This window comes from Paenibacillus sp. WC2504 (genome assembly GCF_052682475.1).
This window is the reverse complement of the sequence record NZ_JBQZFH010000001.1, coordinates 3,625,069-3,639,280: the sequence shown is the minus strand read 5'-3', so window position 1 is coordinate 3,639,280 and position 14,212 is coordinate 3,625,069. Positions and strand designations below refer to the sequence as shown.

Below are 14,212 nucleotides of genomic sequence, written 5' to 3'. Positions count from 1 at the left end.
ATGTTCATCGATCAAGCGGGCTTACATTTGTTCAAACAATTTTACAAACTCTGCAGGTGATTGCAGCCCGGATAAGCTGAATTCTTCATTAATCACAAAGAAAGGTACGCCTCTGACACCGAGTTTCTGAGCTGTCCGCTGTCCAAGTTCTACTTTATCCAGTTCTTCACCCTGATTAAGTCGCTCTTTGAGATCCGCGGCTTCACCGACGCCGACAGAAGCTCCTATTTTCGCAAGTTCATCCGCATCGCCGATATTTACGCCCTCTTCAAAATAAGCCGTATATATTTTCTCAATCAATTGCACTTTTAAGTGCTCAGGCGCCATCGAGATTAACTGATGAGATAACGTTGTATTAGGCGTATATTTGACAAGATCCATATTATATTTAAGACCGAAACGATTCCCGTTTTCGTGATATTGCTGCTTCCTTGCTTCGAATTGAGGAACTCCGCCTAACCGCCCTATCATCACCTGGCGATAATCTTCTCCCTCAGGACGAATACCTGGGTTGATCTGAAAGGCATTCCAACGGACCGTTGCCTTTTTATCTTCCGGCAATTGCTTTAGAGCGGTTAACAGACTAGTCGTTCCCATACGGCACCATGGGCAACTAGTATCCATATACACGTCAATCAGCAAATCACTCATTTCGTCAACACCTCAGCTGGTCTCACAGTTTTAATATGGTTTACGAAGTCTTTGCTGCTTTGTGCTAATCTTTCATCCGTCACGTCGGAAGTATCGTTTAGTACAAAGTGAGGTAGATAGGTGCCACTAATAAAGCGAGTGAGCGCCTGCATAGGTGTCAAAATTTGTTCGATTGTAAAACGGTTGGACCCGGTTGCTTGATAAGACTCTTCCGTGCCATATGCGGAAATCGCAAAGCCAAATTCTTTACCGACTGTTTTAGTTGCTTCAGGTCCATAAGCCCAGTTGTAAAGCAGGACATTATCAAACCATTTTTTCAGTAATGGCGGTGTGCTGTACCAAAATAGCGGGTATTGGAAAATAATCCGATCGTGTGCCTCGACCAATTGCTGCTCTCTAGCTACATCGATATTTTCGTCTGGGTACTCTTTGTGTAATTCATGAATCGTGATATCGTCATGCTTTTTCAATTCATTTACCCATGATTTGTTCCAATTGGATGCTTCGATGTTCGGGTGAGTTACGATAACTAAAATTTTCATTGTATTTGCTCCTATTCGATCATTGGATTTTTATTTGTTTTCGAAAAAGGGGACATCTTTCATAAAGATGCTTTCTTGCTTTTTAACCAGCGGTCCATCAAGTTCTGAAAGTCGTTTTACTTCAATCCACTCCGGGTCGTTGCGGAATCTATCATAGTTCAGGTTACGATCCTCCATGGAGGCATGTTCAATAATATAATAGAGCCGGTTATTTGATTCATCGAAATCTTCCCAAAAAAGCGTTATTTTCATCTGATGTTTGTTAAATAATTGAATAACATGATCCCTGAATCTATCTAAAATAACCTGCATCTTGCCAGGATTAACATCATAAATCCTCAGCTCATATATCATCCTTTACGCCTCCTAGTAACTAGTTTCGTTCATTCCATTTACCTATTAAAAGGTAGATATGCATTAAAAAAACACTCGTTTTTCTCTTTACGTTAGGCTCGCAATTAATCCTTCGGCGATCACTTCAAACCTGTTTTTATCGCGAAAACTTCTTGCAAGTAACTGTGCTCCCTGAAGGGAAGCCAAAAATTTGTGGGCCTGTACATCCGCGGCACCTTCAAAGTTAATATGCCCTTCCCGACGCCCCTGATCCAATACACGCTCTAGCCATGTTAGGTTTGTTGTGAAAAACTGTGCTAACCTGTCTCGTACTTTAGCTGATAAAGTAGCTAGTTCCGTAGAAAGCATGACACTCAAACACGTACAGTAATCCTGAACTGGGCCATCAAAGATCAAGATGAATTTGCGCAATTTTTCTAAATTGTTCTGGGTTTCGATATCGATTTGAGCAATGGCTGACATCGAATGTTTGTGATAGCGAGTGATCAGCGCTTCTCCTAAATCCTCTTTGTTTGGAAAATGGTAATGAATGCTAGCTGTCCGTATCCCTACTTTTTCCGCAATATGTGCATAGCTGAATCCGTTAAACCCAACTTCTTGCACAATGTACTGGGCTGTATCTAAAATAATCTCTGCGGTATTCTTATGATTACTCATCGCGTTCTACCTTTTAGTAGATAGAGTTTCAACTCCTCTCTTCCTCAGATATTCAACCGCCCACTCATCATACTATGATTGAAGACATCCTGCATAATATAGAATCGTGATACTGAATATCTCGATTACAGATACCTGCTCGTACCATTGTATAAGTGCAATCCACATGGCGAATCCTATTGATAAATGAAAAAAGCACTCTAATGAGTGCTTCTTCACATCGATCTTTTTATATAGCCGATTCATATATCAGCAATGATCCATGATTATCATCTGGAACGGCATAAAGTCTTATCGTTTCACCAGATATCTCTAAGAACACAGGATTACGGGTAATTACGTGACCTTGTGGGGAAAATTCAGTAATAGGTATTTCGTGAAGGGTTTCTAATGTAAACAAATCTATTAGTGCTAATCCACCCAACTCGTAAGGCTTGGATTTGCTAGCAGGATTAACTAGCTCAGAGATACCGCTCACAATCATTTTACCATCACCTACATAATGCCCATCTTGATAGTCGATAAAATGGCTCGTATTTTCTTTGTCCAGTAGCTGCCGCCCACTTGAATCCCATTCATAGAATCTGCGTGAGCCCCAGCTGTTGCCGATTAGCTTACCATTCTGACCCTCACGGACCAATCCTCCGATATGATCTTGAACTCGGAACGATTCTTCTGCTTTTAAAGTAAGAGGATCAATTTTGTAAACGATAGATTGGCTGTGAGGCCGATATTCTGCGACAGGAACCCAAATATGCGTACCATCAAAATCAATACCACCTGGATGATACATGTCACCCTCACCTAATGGTGTCTTCTTCACGAGCCTTCCTTGACCATCGAAGACAAATAAATGCCCAATTCCTTTGCCAGGCGTACGATCATAACCCTGATTAGACTGGTCATATCTGATTGGCCATTCAATAAGTTCAACCGATGACATATAAAAGAAATCGCCGATTCGAACCATCCCTTGAGAGTGGTGATTGTTGAACTGCAGTTCTATTTGGTTTTTTAGCACCCATTTCGTGCTGCGTGTTAGATTTCTGAACCGCGCGATGAGTTTCTGATCATCCATGTGCATTGTCTCCAGTTAATCTTCATTTGCGTTGAATCATCTAGCCCTAGCACTTTCCTCTGTAATCATACTACGAATATAAAAGTACCCCATTACCGAACAAAGCAGGAACGTAAAGAAAGCAATCGCCGCAGCTAATTGTTTCTCCTGGAACACACCGAAAACCTGTTCCATCGAAACCCCTAACATTTGCGGAGCATTGGGCCCAATGAGAAATGGTGCCGTAAACGAACCGATCACGCCCATAAACACAAAAGTAACGGCCACTAGCAATGTTTTATACGTCAGCGGCAAAATGAAACGGACAAAGATTTGCAATTTACGTGCTCCTACGTCTTTCGCGCTTTCAATAATCGAATTAGGAACTGCGGATAAAGCTGAACCAAGCAGCATCGTCGTAAAAGGAATGTTAAACCACAAATTCGCGATAATAATCCCCTTCATGTCGAAAATAATACGCGGCATCTCTCCACCGTTAACCAGAAGCAGCAGGCGTGAAACCCATCCATGATTGCCAAGCAATTGGATTAAACCGTAGGTCGCGATAACAGATGGGATAAAGATTGGAATCATATACAATTTACGTATCCATTTTACCATCGTACCTGTATTAAATCTCATATAAGCAGCTAATGCATAGCTGATAATCAACACGAGAATTACGGAAACAACCGTTACTTCCAAGGTAAAAATAATGTTGGAGCGCATCAGCTTATCTGTGAATAAATACGTGTAATTGGATAAATCATAGCCGCCCGATTTATTCGTCAAGCTTTCCTTAAAGGAAATGATAATAGGAATGACGACAGTGACGAAAAGTAATAAAAAAGAGGGGATAACCAGAAGTAATCCGAATATCCCCATTTTCATTTGTTTACTCATTGCGCAGCAACTTCACTTTGCCAACGCTTCGTCATATCTTTATCCAGTTCGCCGATATTGAATGAGCGGAATCCTTCGGACGCACCTTTGAATGAATCTTGAATTTCTTTGGACATGTTAGAAAGCTTGATGCCTGGGAAGCCATGCATTTTATCAACAACTACGCCTTGTGCCTCAGGTGAAAGAACGAAATCCAGGAATTTGTAGACAGCATCTTTCTTCTCTGACAACTTAGGTACCATTAAGTATGTTGGTCCGCCATTAAAACCTGGCGTCAATTGCGTCATTTTTGTTGATTTCGGTAGTTGCCCTTTCGCGACTTGCTCAAGTACCATGTCGGACCAAGCTGGAATCATATCAACTTCACCGCTTGTTAACAAATCTAGAGTCCCTTGGTTTTTCTTCGGATAAATCCCTTTGCCATACACGGTTTTCCCAAGTTCTTTGAGCAGAGCAAAACCTTGATCCCAACCTTTTTCAACGCTTGGATCGGAATTATGAATCGCTTCCTCCGGCAAGAACTTATACAGGGCAGTCGCTACAAAAGAGTTACCGGCCCCACCTGTAGATGGATCGTTATAAGCGAATTTGGACGGATTTTTCTTGATCCAATCGTACAATTCATCCAAAGTTTTTGGTGGTGTAGCTACTTTATCGCTGTTATAAGCCAATACAACGGCAGATGAACGATAAGGAATAGCGAGATTGGAGATATCTTTCAGTGTTTTTTCATCGACAGCAGCTAGATTTTTAATTTTGTCAACTGCTAAGGAATCCCAAAGATCATCTTTTTGTCCCCGAGTGACATTAGACAAGCCATCTTCGTACAAATCGATATCGCCGGATCCTTTATTCGCTTGTTTGGCAGCAAGAATACGGTCATACGTTGGTTGTGCGCCAGTACCTGAAGGAATGTACACCGGTTTTACCTTCACATCTGCATTTTGTTTCTCAAACATAGGGATTAACGTATCCCATAGATCTTTAACATTTTGCGATCCCGTAAAATAGAAGGTAAACTCAACAGGTTTTTTGCTATCTGCCGTTGCTTTAACTGGAGCGTTGCTTGGAGCAGCAGATGAACCTGCATTTGTCGCAGAATTACCACACCCGGAGATGAAAGCTGCCGTAGCGGTCATTAAAGTGACTAGCGTAATCGCGGATTTCTTGCGTAACATGGAAATGCCTCCTTGGATTTGGGTTTAATTTTCGGAAAATGCAATGATTTTGGCAAAGTTTACTTTTACATGTTGTCCTGTATGGAGATCCTTGACAGAATCCCTTGGTTGAAACGCCCGGATTGTTCCGTACTGAGGTAAATCAATGGATACTTCGGCATAATGCCCAAGCACCATCACTTGTTTAATCACACCCGAAAGGCCGTGTCCTTCTTCACTTTCTATGATCACATCTTCAGGTCGAACGGCAAGATGTACATGCCCGGACAGATTTTTTGAATTTGGAAAACTTAGATGCCCGACGGTCACGCGTTCGGCAGCGATCACCCCTTTCAAAAAGTTCATTTTGCCGATAAATTGAGAAACGAACAAAGTACTTGGTTCATCGTAAATTTCTTGTGGTGAAGCGATTTGCTCGATGTTCCCTTGATTCATAACGACAATACGATCCGAAATCGATAAAGCTTCTTCCTGATCATGAGTGACGAATACCATCGTAAGGCCTGTTTTGGACTGAATTTCCCTTAGCTCTTCCCTCATCTCGTGGCGAAGCTTAGCGTCCAGCGCGGAGAAGGGCTCATCGAGCAAAAGAACAGCCGGCTTCAGAAGCAGTGATCTTGCAACCGCGATACGCTGCTGTTGTCCACCGGAAAGTTCGCCCGGATATTTCTTCTCGGCTCCAGGCAAGCGAACCAACTGCAGCACTTCATTTACGGCTTTATCGATTTCCGCCTTTTTGATCTTGCGTATTTTAAGACCGAATGCGAGGTTGTCATACACCGTCATATGCGGCCATAAATTGTAACCTTGAAAAACCATGGATGTCGGACGTTTCTCAGGAGGCGCTTGAAGCACACTTTTACCCTCAATAAGAATGTCGCCGGAATCGGGATCGAGAAATCCTCCGATGCTGCGAAGAACAGTTGTTTTACCACAGCCTGAAGGGCCAAGCAAAGTAATTAACTCCCCTTTACGAACATCAAGGGAAATTCCGGTTACGCCTTCTCCTGTTTTATAGCGTTTCGTCAATTGTTGAACTGAAAGCTGAATGTCCATGTGTGCCCCCTTCTATTTGATAAATGGATCTGTCGTCATTTGAGTTGGAAGCCGCTGGACATAATATCCGCGCTCACAAAGCGCTGTGCAGCCAGCAAGAGAATAATCGTCGGCGCTGTCAAAATAATGGAAAATACAGCTCCTGCATAGGCCGGATAATCGCTAATAATCGAGTACATGACAATCGGCATCGTTTTATAGTTTGGGATACCCACAAGGAACGTGCCCTGAGCTTCGTCCAGCGAATTCAAGAATGTAAAGATAGAAGCTACGATAATTCCCGGCATAGCCATAGGAAGTGTAATACTGCGGAACACGCGGAACGGGCTCGCTCCCACATCCCTGGCTGATTCCTCTTGTGCCATATGCACATTGCGGAAAGCAGCCGTTGGAATCCATGTCATGAACATGAGTACGTTAATCATATGGATCAAAACAACGCCTATTAACGTGTTCATCAGTCCGAGTTTGAAGAAAAGCACAGCAATCGAAACGTAAAGTCCCATTTTTGGAAAAGCATGTGTCAGAAGAAACGAGAACAAGAAAAACTTGCTAAGTGGAAATCGTATGCGTGCAAACGCATAAGCTGCCGGAATGCAAAGCACAATGGAAAGTGCCGTTACGATTGTTGCGATGACAAAAGACAAACCGATCGATTTTGCTATATCTTCTTGCTGGAACACAAACGTCCACCACTTCAGTGACCACTCATGCGGCAAGATATCGGGGTAGGTCCATTTGCCGGTAAAAGCCAGAATAGCGAGATTGAGCAGCGGGCCCAAGAAAAAAATGACAAACACAACAAGAATGAGAAATTCTACGATTTTACGTGGGCCTAATGCTTTTAAATACCAACGCATGCGGACTAACCACTCCTTTCAATGGAAAATGTTTGAGTCGATTGACGGACAATGAGTTTGGGTACTAGCTGCTTGGGATGCTCAATGTGTGCTTCCTGGCGGATAAGCTTGTCGAGCAAACTGAAGGCCTGAATCCCCATCTCTTCTGTATTGACCCTGATCGTTGTCAAAGAGGGTGTAAACATTGCGGCAAAGTCGATATCATCGAAGCCGACAACCGCTACTTGTTCGGGAATGCGTACCGACTGTTCCAGCATAAACTTCATCGCGCCAAGCGCGATCATGTCGTTGGTGGCAAATAACGATGTATATCCGCCTGAGCGAAACTGCTCCCAATGGGCACGCATGAGCTCATACCCCTCGCCAAACGTGGACGTCGATGCCTGTAAGATCGAGCTTGACGGGAACGGAATCCCCAATTCTTTCAAATGATTTTTGAAGCCTTTCAGCCTCAAATTGTGACTGCGATGCGTTTGTGGTCCAGCGATCACGAAGATGTGACGATGACCCTGATCTGCGAGATGTTCAGCAACCATTCGGCCGCCTTCCTCGTCTTGATTCACAATATGCATGACACCATCGACATCCGTGGAGCCATTGACCATGACATAGGGAACTCCGAAGTTTGCGATGTAATCAATGACATTTTGCTGCAAACGGCTAATAAGGATTAGCCCGTCCACCCTTTTTTCCATCATAAAATCGGCCGAACGCAGCGACATTTCATGATCTGTCGTAACGAAAACGGAATAATTCAGGCTTGCAGCTGTCATTAAAATAGCATCTAGGATTTTCCCATAAAATGGATGAGATGCAATCGGATGATGCCGGCGATAAATCAGAACGCCAATGTTATGTGTTCTTTGTGAAACCATTGCCCTTGCTACGGCATTAGGCTTATATTGCAGTTCTTCAATCAGCTGCAGCACTTTATTGCGTACTTCCAAGCTGGTATAGCCCTTGCCAGATATCACGCGAGACACAGTGGATTTGGATACACCGGCGCGCAGGGCAATTTCCTTAATCGTATGCTCCATGATGCGACCTCATTCCTGTATGTGAGACCGTTCCCACACACTTAATTTAACTTAGAAATATTATTGCTGTGTTAGCAGCAAGATAAGTAATTGTAAAGGCAAAGAAGCTGCCCCCAGGTTCTCGCAACTTTCGGAACAGCCCATTTATAGGTAAACCTTACGAATTATTTGTACAACGGCAGCTGAAATGACCACTCCATTGACCGTCTCCCAGCTTTGGGCATACAATTAACTTACTGATTCCACGGAGGCTTCTATCTTCCTTACGAGAGGAACTTATCACATGTTTAAAAAGGTTATCTGGACATTAGGAGCCCTAAGTCTAGTGAGTTGCATCGTGATTACTTTGGTAGTCATAGAAAGTAAATTGGATGGTCTCGAACAAACTCGATCAGAATCTGCTGTCGCACTGACTCCTCCCAATTCCTCTTCTACTCCCAAGCCCAAACAGCCGGATATTTTAACCTATTGGAAGAACCAAGAGAAGAAATCCGCACAATCCGGTTATTCGGAAGCCGCTTCAGTCTATCAAAATCGGATCACAGCATACTCAGCAGGTCTTCCTTCGATATCGCCACTAACTTATGATTGGTCTAGCATCAAAATTCCTTCAGTGAATATGGAGCTTTATCTCCGCGTTCCTATGACAATGGAATCTACCAATCTTGCAAAACTTGAGCCAGCATCAGGGACTTATATAGGTATGTTAGGGGCAGATCGCAGAGTCGGGTACGATGTTACGAAGATTGAAGATGTGTACGGGCGAAAACACGCCCTTTATTTGGCTTATGTCGGTTGGCGGAAGGTACAGACCGATACGAATACCTATTTCCCCGCGCGAACAGCGGAAAGAGTCAAAGAGCTTGGCGGCGCACTCCAGATCGGTTGGGAGCCGCGCTTTGGTTTAGACGACGTGCTGGATGACGAATACGTTCGCCGTTTTGCCCGGGAAGCCAAGGCTTCCGGCATTCCCATTTTCTTGCGTTATGCTTCGGAGATGAATGGCGCATGGGTGCCATGGCATGGAAGTCCCCAGCAGTATATTGAGAAATTCCGCCTTGTTCATGACATTATGGCCGAAGAAGCGCCTAATGTTGCGATGGTTTGGTCCCCTAATTTCTCGCCGTCGAATACGATTGATGACTACTATCCAGGGGACTCTTACGTAGACTGGGTTGGTTTCTCTTTGTATAACACACCCTATTCAGCAGATAAAGAGCAGCTAAAAGGAACCGTAATCGATACCTTCGCTCCTCTCTACGAGCGCTATCGTCATAAGCCCATTATGATTTCAGAGGGCGCTATTGCTCACACCTACCTGCCTACGAACCAAACGTACTGGAGCTGGGCTGAAGGACAACTGGGCTATATGTACGGTTTACTGCCGCGATTGTTTCCGCAGGTAAAAGCGATTACCTACTTTAACTTCAGTCGAGCTCAAGCGATTCGAACGAATGGGCCTTATGTGTATGATATCGGGGAGAACCCCTTCATGGACGGCTTATATCAACGGCTCATCCAATCCGATTGGTTCCTAGGTAAGGTTCAGACAGGCGTTGACCCCATACAATATCGCTATACGCCTGTTACCGGTCAATCTCTTCCTACTGGCAAACAAACTGTTCTTGTTTATCCTAAGCTTGAGAACGAACGGGGTGAACCCCCATTTGCTATCGCCATTTACCAAGGCAATCAGCTTCTTGGCGTCAGTTATGAGGCTCCCTGGGAAATAGACATTCAAGTGAATATGGAATCAGCGGCAGAACCTTGGTACGCCGTCGCTTACAATGATAAGATGGAGCCCACTGCTGTCAGCAAAAACTAAATGAAATTGGAGTTTTCTATTTTATTTTCACTGAACATAGGCAAAAATAGCCGCTGTTTCCTCTAATCAGGAAACAGCGGCTATCTATTATCTATCTCAAAAGGCAAGGTCGTTTGTGGTCAAATTTCCAATTGGGAATATAAAATTGCATGGCCAGCGCATCATCACGCGCTCCCAAGCCCTCTTGGTTGTATAGCTGATGCGCCTTTTCAATGGCTTCCATGTCAATTTCTACTCCCAGACCCGGCTTGCTCGGAACATCCACCATGCCCCCAACAATCTGAAACGGCTCCTTGGTTAACTGCTGTCCATCCTGCCAAATCCAGTGTGTATCAATGGCCGTAATTTTCCCCGGCGCTGCGGCTGCCACATGGGTAAACATCGCAAGCGAAATATCAAAATGGTTGTTCGAGTGAGATCCCCATGTAAGCCCCCATTCCTGACACATCTGAGCTACTCTAACAGAGCCCTGCATCGTCCAGAAATGTGGATCAGCTAACGGAATGTCGACAGATTGCAGCTGAATCGTATGGCCCATCTGGCGCCAATCGGTAGCGATCATGTTCGTTGCCGTTGGAAGGCCTGTCTCACGCCGGAACTCGGCCATGATCTCACGGCCTGAATAACCGTTTTCTGCACCGCATGGGTCTTCCGCATAAGCCAATACGTGATGCTGATCACGGCATAGGTGTATCGCCTCAGCTAAAGACCATGCCCCGTTAGGGTCAAGTGTAATTCTGGCTTGAGGGAAACGTTCCGCCAGCGCAGTGACCGCTTCAATCTCCTCCTCACCGCGCAGGACGCCACCTTTTAACTTAAAATCGTTAAAGCCATATCGTTGATACGCCGCTTCGGCAAGTTTCACCACGGCTTCAGGTGTAAGCGCTTCCTCGTGACGCAGTCGAAACCAGTCATTCGCAGCATTTTCAGCGCCCTGATACGGAAGGTTTGTCCGATTTCGGTCCCCCACATAGAACAAGTAGCCTAACATTTCTACTTTATCGCGCTGTTGACCTTCTCCTAGCAATGCTGCAACCGGTACATCCAAGAATTTACCTAAGAGATCAAGTAATGCCGCTTCCAACGCCGTAACGGCGTGTATTGTGATGCGTAGATCAAAGGTCTGCAAACCGCGTCCTCCCAGATCCCGATCAGCGAATTGCTTGCGAACTTTAGTAAGAATGTTATTGTATTGGCCGATCGATTGACCGATAACCAGTGGGCTTGTGTCTTCAAGCGTTTTACGAATATTCTCGCCGCCCGGTACTTCACCAACGCCCGTATGACCTGCACTGTCTTTGAGGATAACGATGTTACGTGTAAAGAATGGAGCATGCGCTCCACTTAGATTGAAGAGCATACTATCGTGCCCTGCAACTGGAATTACTTTTAGTTCGGTAATAATTGGCGTGCTGGACGCTTGATTTCTCGATTGCTCATTTAGCAGTTCTTGTTTCATGGCTGATCTCTCCCTTTCCAATGGATGAATACCAGTTTAATGAAGATGACAACTAATTCGCATAACTTAAGTTAAATTGTACCACGTCATCTAGCTCCTAAGTACTTAAATAACTTTTATTCACATATTTTTGTTAGGGAATAATATGCGCTTCGCTGGAGAGGACGTTGAAATGATGATTCATTATAAAAAAATGAAGATCGACGGCTGGGAGTTATTTTTTCGCCAAGCCGGTAGTCCGTACAACCCAACCATCATCCTTCTTCATGGTTTTCCAAGCTCATCCCATATGTTCAGGGATTTGATTCCTCAACTCACAGACCGATTTCATGTCATTGCTCCTGACTATCTAGGGTACGGAAATAGCAGTATGCCTTCCGTTGAAGAATTTGCGTACACCTTTGAGAATCTATCACTTATGATTGAAAAGCTTATTGATAATCTCTGTATTTCTCACTATATTTTGTACACCCATGATTATGGAGGTCCTATCGGGTTCAGACTGGCTGTACGGAATCCGCATCGTATTCTAGGATTCGTTATTCAGAATGCTGTGGTTAGTGAAGACGGATTAGGGAAACCGTTCGATCTTTTCAAAGCACTTTGGGCGGATCGAAATCCTGCAACTGAAGCGGCCTTTGCCCAGCTTGCAACCTTTCATTTTACAAAAATGCAGTATGTAACGGGCGTGTGTCATCCCTATCGAATTAGTCCCGATGGTTACCTAATGGACCAGTTATTTTTGGATCGACCCGGTAATAGCCAAATTCAGTTGGAATTGGGCTACGATTATCGGACCAACGTCGAACAATACCCTGTTTGGCAACAATACTTGCGAACTTATCAACCTCCTACGCTTATAACCTGGGGCAAAAATGATTTTATTTTTACGGTGCAAGGAGCTCTTGCTTTCGGAGAACTATTAACATGTGTGGAAACTCACTTTTTATGCGGGGGACATTTTGTTCTGGAAGAGCAAAGTCAGCAAGTTGCGGAGCTTATCAAGTGCTTTTTTGGCCGTATCTATGCGCGAAAATAAACGAAAAAGGAGCTGCCGTAAGGCAAGCTCCTTCTCTATTGTTGAAAATCGTTAATTCGTATGGCTGATGTACGCTCTGAGGCAAGGATACGGACCACTGAAAATATGCGCCATGGCTACGATAAAGTTAAGGTGATCCAGTAAAATTTGGAGAGTGGTTCCGACGAGATGGGCTAGCGATTGTTCAACCGCTAATTCCTTTTCTGAACTCAGTTGGTTAAGCAGCTCATTATTTTGAGCGACCGTTTTACTAATTTCCATTAACGTCTGTGTTTCGACGTCTGATGGCCGGTAAGCCAAATTCGGAAATTGAATGTCGTACGTCTCCAACCGCTGTTTCAAATGAAGAATCTCATGTTGGCGCTGTACGGAATCGTTGGCTCTCTTCCATGGAAAAAGATTCTTCCATTCTTTGGTTACTTTCATAAGCAGCATGTCTAGTTCCTCCTATTTTCTCTAGAAGAGAAAAAGGAAGCGAGGGAATAGAACCTCAAATCACAATGTTCCATTGAATGTTTCTATCCATTTCTTTCTACGCTGACGAAGTTAGCTGACGGATTCGGGTTGAAAGTTAACCCTAACACTTCACTTTGTGTACTCACCCCAGGAAACTTGGTTCCCCCGCTTCTTTAATCTAAAGAATTAAGCGTATTTTATCAATTTACTCCAATGTATACCGAGAAGCAATAGTAATATTTTCTTATCTATTCTATGTCCTTAGTCATACATCCCTTGTAACCATAACATGATCCGATCTACTACCTCCATATATCTTTGCCCAACAAGCAATCCGGTGTGAGTCGTATCCCAAAGTCCTGTATACTCTGCTTGGAGATGCTCCGCTGTCGCCTTTCCCCGCCGGTCATCCTCTTCACGATTAATTGCTTTAATAACCAAGGCTGGATTAACCATCAAACTGCTGTCTATCGATATCCCACCGCTTGCCACCAAAGAGAAATAAAAATCGTTAAATGCTTTTAATGACTCCACAGTTATATACTTTCTCTGAAAATCAATGTCATCCATTGATTCATCTATACTGGAATTCTCTTCTCGGGATGGTGCGGGCATTAATACTCCTGTTGTCCTTCTAGCTATTTCTTTGTAGGGTACAGCTTCATAAACTTCCTTACTTATGCTTGTATCGATCACCACTAAGCCTGCAAGTTCGTTGGTTTCAGCCAGCTTCTGGCTCAAAATTCCTCCCATGCTAAATCCTATGAGTATCGGTGGAGCCTCACACTCGGCCAAAACCTCTTTCATATCCTCCAAATAATCTTCGAATGTTACATTTGTCAAATCGAGCACTCTACTTTTGTAGTGACCTCTCAAATTCATAACATAGCAATTCCATCCCTTGTTTATAAAGTGTGGGATGTATTTGCTCCACATCCAACTGCCCGTGTAGGCACCGTGTACAAATAAAAGCGGAGGTTTTTTGGAGGCTTCCTTCGGTAGCTCCTCTCCCTCGAAAATTTCTATAAATAGATCATTCTCTCCGATATATTTCACACGATGATCTGGCAAATCTTTTGTATAATCTTTCATGATAAGTTTCACCTCGTTATATAGTTTGACATCAAACTATTAGTCT

General features: G+C 43.9%; 15 protein-coding genes and 1 riboswitch. Of the genes, 2 read left to right on the top strand and 13 right to left on the bottom strand.

What is annotated here, in order from left to right:
* Positions 1 to 21 precede the first annotated feature (21 nt).
* The 10 genes from ACUN27_RS16260 to ACUN27_RS16215 form a co-directional block, all read right to left on the bottom strand.
* Positions 22 to 651 (bottom strand): DsbA family oxidoreductase, encoded by a 630-nt coding sequence (locus tag ACUN27_RS16260; RefSeq protein ID WP_326060011.1) that lies wholly within the window; start codon positions 649 to 651, stop codon positions 22 to 24.
* Positions 648 to 1,193, bottom strand: coding sequence for an NAD(P)H-dependent oxidoreductase (locus tag ACUN27_RS16255; RefSeq protein ID WP_315950891.1), 546 nt, complete (start codon positions 1,191 to 1,193; stop codon positions 648 to 650). Before ACUN27_RS16255 ends, ACUN27_RS16260 begins: the two co-directional genes overlap by 4 nt.
* A 30-nt stretch (positions 1,194 to 1,223) precedes the next feature.
* A complete protein-coding gene (locus tag ACUN27_RS16250) occupies positions 1,224 to 1,547 on the bottom strand; it encodes an NIPSNAP family protein (RefSeq protein ID WP_326060013.1) in 324 nt (107 codons plus the stop codon).
* Positions 1,548 to 1,634: 87 nt separating this feature from the next.
* Entirely contained in the window at positions 1,635 to 2,204 is a 570-nt protein-coding gene (locus tag ACUN27_RS16245; RefSeq protein WP_315950895.1) for a TetR/AcrR family transcriptional regulator, read from the bottom strand.
* A 229-nt stretch (positions 2,205 to 2,433) separates the two neighbouring features.
* On the bottom strand, positions 2,434 to 3,282 hold the full coding sequence (locus ACUN27_RS16240; RefSeq protein WP_326060015.1) for a DUF6454 family protein: 849 nt from the start codon (positions 3,280 to 3,282) through the stop codon (positions 2,434 to 2,436).
* 36 nt (positions 3,283 to 3,318) lie between these two features.
* Entirely contained in the window at positions 3,319 to 4,164 is an 846-nt protein-coding gene (locus ACUN27_RS16235; RefSeq protein ID WP_326060017.1) for an ABC transporter permease, read from the bottom strand.
* Positions 4,161 to 5,342: an extracellular solute-binding protein gene (locus ACUN27_RS16230; RefSeq protein ID WP_315950900.1), complete on the bottom strand. Its 1,182-nt coding sequence runs from the start codon at positions 5,340 to 5,342 to the stop codon at positions 4,161 to 4,163. Before ACUN27_RS16230 ends, ACUN27_RS16235 begins: the two co-directional genes overlap by 4 nt.
* 24 nt (positions 5,343 to 5,366) lie before the next feature.
* Positions 5,367 to 6,398: an ABC transporter ATP-binding protein gene (locus tag ACUN27_RS16225; protein WP_445559198.1), complete on the bottom strand. Its 1,032-nt coding sequence runs from the start codon at positions 6,396 to 6,398 to the stop codon at positions 5,367 to 5,369.
* Between the two features lie 35 nt (positions 6,399 to 6,433).
* Complete coding sequence (locus ACUN27_RS16220; RefSeq protein WP_315950904.1) at positions 6,434 to 7,258, bottom strand: ABC transporter permease; 825 nt, start codon at positions 7,256 to 7,258, stop codon at positions 6,434 to 6,436.
* A gap of 5 nt (positions 7,259 to 7,263) precedes the next feature.
* Positions 7,264 to 8,295 (bottom strand): LacI family DNA-binding transcriptional regulator, encoded by a 1,032-nt coding sequence (locus ACUN27_RS16215; RefSeq protein ID WP_326060021.1) that lies wholly within the window; start codon positions 8,293 to 8,295, stop codon positions 7,264 to 7,266.
* A 325-nt stretch (positions 8,296 to 8,620) separates the two neighbouring features.
* Here ACUN27_RS16215 and ACUN27_RS16210 point away from each other — a divergent pair, with 325 nt between their 5' ends.
* Positions 8,621 to 10,120 (top strand): glycoside hydrolase family 26 protein, encoded by a 1,500-nt coding sequence (locus tag ACUN27_RS16210; RefSeq protein ID WP_326060023.1) that lies wholly within the window; start codon positions 8,621 to 8,623, stop codon positions 10,118 to 10,120.
* Positions 10,121 to 10,211: 91 nt separating this feature from the next.
* On the opposite strand, the gene gudD is transcribed toward ACUN27_RS16210, so the two are convergent.
* Positions 10,212 to 11,579, bottom strand: coding sequence for a glucarate dehydratase (gudD, locus tag ACUN27_RS16205; protein ID WP_445559197.1), 1,368 nt, complete (start codon positions 11,577 to 11,579; stop codon positions 10,212 to 10,214).
* Positions 11,580 to 11,754: 175 nt separating this feature from the next.
* On the opposite strand from gudD, the gene ACUN27_RS16200 reads away from it, so the two are divergent.
* Entirely contained in the window at positions 11,755 to 12,618 is an 864-nt protein-coding gene (locus ACUN27_RS16200) for an alpha/beta fold hydrolase (RefSeq protein WP_315950912.1), read from the top strand.
* A gap of 51 nt (positions 12,619 to 12,669) precedes the next feature.
* Here ACUN27_RS16200 and ACUN27_RS16195 read toward each other — a convergent pair whose 3' ends face one another.
* The gene (locus tag ACUN27_RS16195) at positions 12,670 to 13,053 is read right to left on the bottom strand and encodes a hypothetical protein (RefSeq protein WP_315950914.1); all 384 of its coding nucleotides are present in this window, start codon (positions 13,051 to 13,053) and stop codon (positions 12,670 to 12,672) included.
* A gap of 86 nt (positions 13,054 to 13,139) precedes the next feature.
* A riboswitch (cyclic di-AMP (ydaO/yuaA leader) is annotated at positions 13,140 to 13,277 on the bottom strand.
* Between the two features lie 58 nt (positions 13,278 to 13,335).
* Complete coding sequence (locus ACUN27_RS16190) at positions 13,336 to 14,166, bottom strand: alpha/beta hydrolase (protein ID WP_445559196.1); 831 nt, start codon at positions 14,164 to 14,166, stop codon at positions 13,336 to 13,338.
* Between the last annotated feature and the right edge of the window lie 46 nt (positions 14,167 to 14,212).

What these genes read in the sequence shown, in the direction of transcription:
- ACUN27_RS16260 (WP_326060011.1), bottom strand. Translation starts at nt 651, where the DNA reads ATGAGTGATTTGCTGATTGACGTGTATATGGATACTAGTTGCCCATGG.
- ACUN27_RS16255 (WP_315950891.1), bottom strand. Translation starts at nt 1,193, where the DNA reads ATGAAAATTTTAGTTATCGTAACTCACCCGAACATCGAAGCATCCAAT.
- ACUN27_RS16250 (WP_326060013.1), bottom strand. Translation starts at nt 1,547, where the DNA reads ATGATATATGAGCTGAGGATTTATGATGTTAATCCTGGCAAGATGCAG.
- ACUN27_RS16245 (WP_315950895.1), bottom strand. Translation starts at nt 2,204, where the DNA reads ATGAGTAATCATAAGAATACCGCAGAGATTATTTTAGATACAGCCCAG.
- ACUN27_RS16240 (WP_326060015.1), bottom strand. Translation starts at nt 3,282, where the DNA reads ATGGATGATCAGAAACTCATCGCGCGGTTCAGAAATCTAACACGCAGC.
- ACUN27_RS16235 (WP_326060017.1), bottom strand. Translation starts at nt 4,164, where the DNA reads ATGAGTAAACAAATGAAAATGGGGATATTCGGATTACTTCTGGTTATC.
- ACUN27_RS16230 (WP_315950900.1), bottom strand. Translation starts at nt 5,342, where the DNA reads ATGTTACGCAAGAAATCCGCGATTACGCTAGTCACTTTAATGACCGCT.
- ACUN27_RS16225 (WP_445559198.1), bottom strand. Translation starts at nt 6,398, where the DNA reads ATGGACATTCAGCTTTCAGTTCAACAATTGACGAAACGCTATAAAACA.
- ACUN27_RS16220 (WP_315950904.1), bottom strand. Translation starts at nt 7,258, where the DNA reads ATGCGTTGGTATTTAAAAGCATTAGGCCCACGTAAAATCGTAGAATTT.
- ACUN27_RS16215 (WP_326060021.1), bottom strand. Translation starts at nt 8,295, where the DNA reads ATGGAGCATACGATTAAGGAAATTGCCCTGCGCGCCGGTGTATCCAAA.
- gudD (WP_445559197.1), bottom strand. Translation starts at nt 11,579, where the DNA reads ATGAAACAAGAACTGCTAAATGAGCAATCGAGAAATCAAGCGTCCAGC.
- ACUN27_RS16200 (WP_315950912.1), top strand. Translation starts at nt 11,755, where the DNA reads ATGATTCATTATAAAAAAATGAAGATCGACGGCTGGGAGTTATTTTTT.
- ACUN27_RS16195 (WP_315950914.1), bottom strand. Translation starts at nt 13,053, where the DNA reads ATGCTGCTTATGAAAGTAACCAAAGAATGGAAGAATCTTTTTCCATGG.
- ACUN27_RS16190 (WP_445559196.1), bottom strand. Translation starts at nt 14,166, where the DNA reads ATGAAAGATTATACAAAAGATTTGCCAGATCATCGTGTGAAATATATC.